Source organism: Erwinia sp. (genome assembly GCF_049696395.1).
Taxonomy (GTDB): Bacteria; Pseudomonadota; Gammaproteobacteria; order Enterobacterales; family Enterobacteriaceae; genus Erwinia.
This window is the reverse complement of the sequence record NZ_JBAVTT010000087.1, coordinates 1-5,255: the sequence shown is the minus strand read 5'-3', so window position 1 is coordinate 5,255 and position 5,255 is coordinate 1. Positions and strand designations below refer to the sequence as shown.

The 5,255-nt window shown below is 53.7% G+C and carries 4 protein-coding genes; 3 read left to right on the top strand and 1 reads right to left on the bottom strand.

Annotated elements, in window-relative coordinates; genetic code table 11:
• A partial coding sequence (locus WCC56_RS11065) for a DUF3418 domain-containing protein (RefSeq protein WP_424692421.1) occupies positions 1–1,239 on the top strand: 1,239 nt, incomplete at its 5' end.
• Between the two features lie 114 nt (positions 1,240–1,353).
• Here the strand turns inward: WCC56_RS11065 and ydfG are convergent.
• Positions 1,354–2,100, bottom strand: a complete 747-nt coding sequence (gene ydfG / locus WCC56_RS11060; protein WP_424692420.1) for a bifunctional NADP-dependent 3-hydroxy acid dehydrogenase/3-hydroxypropionate dehydrogenase YdfG — start codon at positions 2,098–2,100, stop codon at positions 1,354–1,356.
• A gap of 408 nt (positions 2,101–2,508) precedes the next feature.
• Between ydfG and guaD the strand changes: the two genes are divergently transcribed.
• Positions 2,509–3,840, top strand: coding sequence for a guanine deaminase (gene guaD, locus WCC56_RS11055; protein ID WP_424692419.1), 1,332 nt, complete (start codon positions 2,509–2,511; stop codon positions 3,838–3,840).
• A partial coding sequence (gene xdhA, locus WCC56_RS11050) for a xanthine dehydrogenase small subunit (RefSeq protein WP_424692418.1) occupies positions 3,837–5,255 on the top strand: 1,419 nt, incomplete at its 3' end. The genes guaD and xdhA, both read left to right, overlap by 4 nt.

Here is a 5,255-nt window from a genome sequence, read left to right as displayed (position 1 = left end):
CACGGGTTTGAGTGGCAAATCCCCGGCGTGCGGCGTGAGCTGATCATCGCGCTGATCAAATCGTTGCCTAAACCTGTTCGCCGTAATCTGGTGCCTGCCCCCAATTATGCGGAAGCTTTCCTTGGCCGGGTAACACCCCTGGAGCTGCCGCTGCTGGAGGCGCTGGAGCGCGAATTCCGGCGGATGACGGGCATAACGATTGACCGTGAAGCCTGGCAGTGGGATCAGGTGCCCGATCACCTGAAAATCACTTACCGGGTGGTGGACGAAAATAACCGTAAGCTGAATGAAGGGCGCGATCTGGCCGCGTTGAAAGTGGCTCTGAAAGGCAAAGTGCAGGAAACCCTGTCGCTGGTGGCTGATGATGGGCTGGAACAGAGCGGTTTGCATATCTGGAGCTTTGGCGACCTGCCCGATCATTTCGAGCAGAAGCGCGGCAATTACAGCGTGAAGGCCTGGCCAGCGTTGGTGGATGAGAAGGACAGCGTGGCGATCCGCTTGTTTGACTCGCAGCATGAGCAGCAAAAAGCCATGTGGCGTGGGCAGCGACGTCTGCTGTTACTCAATATTCCTTCGCCGATCAAATATCTGCATGAAAAGCTGCCGAACAAAGCCAAGCTGGGGCTCTATTTCAACCCTTATGGCAAGGTGCTGGACCTGATTGATGACTGTATTGCCTGTGGCGTAGATAAACTGATTGATGAACACGGCGGGCCAACCTGGCAGGAAGCGGGCTACAGCAAACTGCACGATAAAGTCCGTGCGGAGCTGAACGACACCGTGGTTGATATTGCCAGGAAGGTCGAGCAAATCCTCACAGCCGTATTCAGTATCAACAAACGTCTGAAAGGGCGCGTGGATATGTCTATGGCGCTGGCGCTGTCTGATGTTAAGGCTCAGTTAGGTGGGTTGGTTTATAAAGGTTTTGTCACCCAGAACGGGTGGAAGCGCTTGTCCGATACCTTGCGCTACCTGACTGCGATGGAGCGCCGTCTGGAAAAAATGCCGATCGATCCACACAGCGATCGCGCCAGAATGCTGAAGATCGAGAAAATTCAGCAGACCTGGTCAACCTGGTATAACAAGTTGCCGCCGGTTCGCCGGGAAGATGAAGACGTGAAAGACGTTCGCTGGATGATAGAAGAGCTGCGGGTCAGTTATTTTGCCCAGCAGTTAGGCACGCCTTATCCGGTGTCAGAAAAGCGCATTCAGCAGGCAATGGATGAGATCGTGAGTTAAGCGAGGCCGTTGCGGTGTTGCGGTAAGGCCAAACCGGCTGCCGTTGCATCGCAGCCGGTTTTGACCTTGAAAACCTGAAGCAGGGCAAAGCAGTGCACTTCACCCCATCAGATCTTACCCTTTATGCACTTTCAACCCAGCCAGAGTCTGACCGACTGGCATCATCTCCAGCGTATTGATGTTGACGTGCTTAGGCAGGTTAGCCACCCAAAATACCGCTTCAGTGACATCTTCTGCGGTTAACGGCTCCGCGCCGTCATACACGCTGTCTGCTTTGGCATCGTCACCCTTAAAGCGCACGTTAGAAAACTCGGTGCCGCCTACCAGACCTGGTTCAATATTGGTGACACGCAGCGCAGTACCGTGCAAATCGGCGCGCAGGTTCAGGCTGAACTGACGCACGAAAGCTTTGGTAGCGCCATAAACGTTGCCGCCCGCATAAGGCCAGCTGCCTGCAATAGAGCCAATATTGATGATATGCCCAACGTTACGTTCGACCATGGCTGGTAACACCGCGCGGGTCATATACACCAGACCTTTATTGTTGGTGTCGATCATCAGATCCCAGTCATCAACATTGGCTTTGTGCGCTGGCTCAATCCCTAACGCCAGACCGGCGTTGTTCACCAGGACATCGATGTTGCGCCATTCTGCAGGCAGGCTTGCCAGCGCTTCTTCGATGCCAGCACGGTTGCACACGTCGAGTTGCAGGGTGTAGACATTCTCACCCAGATCTTCTTTAAGAGCCTGTAAACGCTCCTGACGGCGGCCAGTCGCAATCACTTTATGGCCCTGAGCGATAAAGCGGCGGGTGATATCTTCGCCAAAGCCTGCGGTGGCACCAGTAACAAATACAATCATCTCACTGTTCCTCAACGTTTTTTCGAATTCAGCCACCTTACCATTTCCCTGTGAAGGTGATAAGAACGAAAAGGTTATGATTTATATATTCAGAGAGAGTGCACGGTGATGGTGCGACTTCACCAGCGAACCGCCTTGTTTTAGTGCGTTATTGTTCAGCAAAACAGCCCTTCAGGCCGTGGCAAAGCAATAATTCTGCAATGCAACCGTTTGCGAAGGTAAGCAACCGATTGCGCATACGATTACCTGGAAAAGTGAAATAACCTTGTCATGCTATTGAAATAACTTATTGATTATAAAGGTAAGTTAGGATTTGAATGACCTGGCATAACAATTGCAATTTGAAATGAAGGTCATCACCTGCAATAACAAAAGAGAGAGGTGAACTCTTTCTCCCAAGGAATCGCTATGTCAGTTACTTATACTCAAGCTATTCGCGGAAGTTTTTTTGATATCACTGCGGTTGTGGACACACCGACGCAACTTCCCGAACAGGCTCGCTCTATTGAAGACGGGTTATTGCTGCTGAACGGCGGCGAGATCGTTTCCCTGCAGCCGTGGGAGGAAGGGCGTCTTCAACTCGCAAGCGACACCGATGTACTCGATTACCGAGGCAAACTGATCGTCCCCGGGTTTGTCGATACCCATATTCACTATCCGCAAACCGAAATGATCGGGGCCTACGGCGAACAACTGCTGGAGTGGCTGCAGCAGTACACTTTCCCGGTAGAGAGCCAGTATCACTGCCCGCAGCACTCAGCCAAAATGTCGGCTTTCTTCCTGCATCAGCTGCTGAGCAATGGCACCACAACCGCGCTGGTGTTTGGCACCGTCCATCCTGAATCGGTTGATGCGCTATTTGGCGCCGCAGAAGGGCTGGGTATGCGGCTGATTGCCGGTAAGGTGATGATGGATCGCAATGCACCTGAGTACCTGACTGAAACGCCTGAGCAGAGTTACCAGCAAACGCGGGAGCTGATTGAGCGCTGGCACAACCGGGGACGCCTCAGCTATGCGCTGACGCCGCGCTTTGCGCCAACCTCATCTCCGGAGCTGTTAAACAAGGTGAAGCAGCTGAAAGCCGAATATCCGGATACCTGGCTGCACACCCATCTGAGCGAAAACCCGCAGGAAGTCGAGTGGGTGAAGTCGCTGTACCCGGAACATAAAAGCTATCTGGATGTGTATGACTCTTATCAGCTGACGGGCCGCCGCAGCGTCTTTGCCCACTGCCTGCATCTGGAAGGTGAAGAGTGGGATTGCCTGCATAAAACGGATTCTGCCGTGGCCTTCTGTCCCACCTCAAACCTGTTTTTGGGCAGCGGCCTGTTTGACCTGAAAACCTGTTGGGAAAAAGGGGTGAAAATGGGCATCGGGACCGATGTTGGTGCAGGGACGACCTTTAATATGTTGCAGACATTGGGTGAGGCCTACAAAGTGGGTCAGCTACAGCGCTACAAACTGGCCGCCTGTGAAGCCTTCTATCATGCCACGCTTGGCGGTGCACACGCGCTGGATCTGGACAGCCGCATTGGCAATTTTACCGCGGGAAAAGAAGCCGATTTTGTGGTGCTGGACCCGGCTGTTTCCGCCTTACAGCAAATGCGCCATGCCAACAGCAAAGATATCTGGGAAAAACTCTTTGTGCTGATGACGTTGGGCGACGATCGCAATATTGCGGCAACCTGGGTAAACGGGCAATGCGTCTGGCAGGCCCACAGCGAGGAGAAAGCGGCATGATCCAATTTTTACTGAATCAGACGCTGGTGACCGAAGCGTCGCTGGATCCTAATCTGACCGTCCTGAATTATCTGCGTCAGAACCAACGCCGCAGCGGCACCAAAGAAGGCTGTGCCTCTGGTGACTGCGGCGCCTGCACGGTGACGCTTGGCCGGGTAGAAAACGGCGAAATGGTGTATGAAACCGCCAACAGCTGCCTGACGTTTGTCAGCAGCCTGCAGGGCAAACAGCTGATCACCGTGGAAGATTTAAAACAGGGTAACAAACTGCACTCGGTCCAGCAGGCGATGGTGGATTGTCACGCTTCTCAGTGTGGTTTCTGCACGCCCGGCTTTGTTATGTCTCTGTTCACCCTGCAAAAAAACAGCAATGGCTGGCAACATAAACAGGCTGAACAGGCGCTGGCAGGCAATCTGTGCCGCTGTACGGGGTATCGCCCGATTGTGGATGCGGCACGCCAGGCTTGCGAACAGCCTGAAGTTGACAGCTTCCAGCAGCAACGTGCGCAGACCGCGAAACGCCTTAGCGCGTTGAAAAATGCTGATGTGCAGCTACTGACTGCCAAAGGCAACAGCTGCTATGTGCCAAAAACCCTGTCACAGTTAGCGGATCTGCTGCTGGAAAACCCGCAGGCGAAACTGCTGGCCGGCGGCACCGATTTGGCATTGCAGGTCACGCAATTCTACAAACCGCTGCCGATGATGATTGCCCTTGAGCAGGTTGACGAACTCAAGGCTTGCCAAATCGGCGAACAGGAGATTGTGTTGGGAGCAGGAGCTTCTTTGCATCACTGCTATCAGCTGCTGGCCGACCACATCCCGCCGTTTTCAGAGATGCTGGAGCGGTTTGCCTCACTGCAAATCCGTCATCAGGGCACGCTTGGCGGCAACATCGCTAATGGTTCACCGATTGGTGATACACCGCCGATGTTACTGGCCCTTAATGCCTCACTGGAGCTGCAAAAAGGCCAGTCTGTTCGCCGTTTGCCATTGAAAGATTTCTTTCAGTCCTACCGTAAAACGGCCTTACAGGAAGGGGAGTTTATCCGGGCAATTGTCATTCCTAAAGTGACAACGTCACAGGCTTTCGCCGCATGGAAAGTGTCCAAGCGCCTTGAAGACGATATCTCGGCGGTATTTGCTGCTTTGCTGGTGGATACCGACAGCGCTGGCGTGGTGACTGAGGCCAGAATCGCCTTTGGCGGGATGGCTGAAATTCCCAAACGCGCCAGCCACAGCGAGCAACTGTTGACGGGTAAACCGCTGACGCTGGCGTCTGTTGAACAGGCTTGCGCCGCGCTGGAGCAGGACTTCAAACCGTTGAGCGACTTCCGCGCTACAGCAGATTACCGCCTGCAGATAGCCAAAAATCTGTTGCGCCGTTTTTACGCCTCCCGTTCTGGTGAGCTGACGTTG

What these genes read in the sequence shown, in the direction of transcription:
- ydfG (WP_424692420.1), bottom strand. Translation starts at nt 2,100, where the DNA reads ATGATTGTATTTGTTACTGGTGCCACCGCAGGCTTTGGCGAAGATATC.
- guaD (WP_424692419.1), top strand. Translation starts at nt 2,509, where the DNA reads ATGTCAGTTACTTATACTCAAGCTATTCGCGGAAGTTTTTTTGATATC.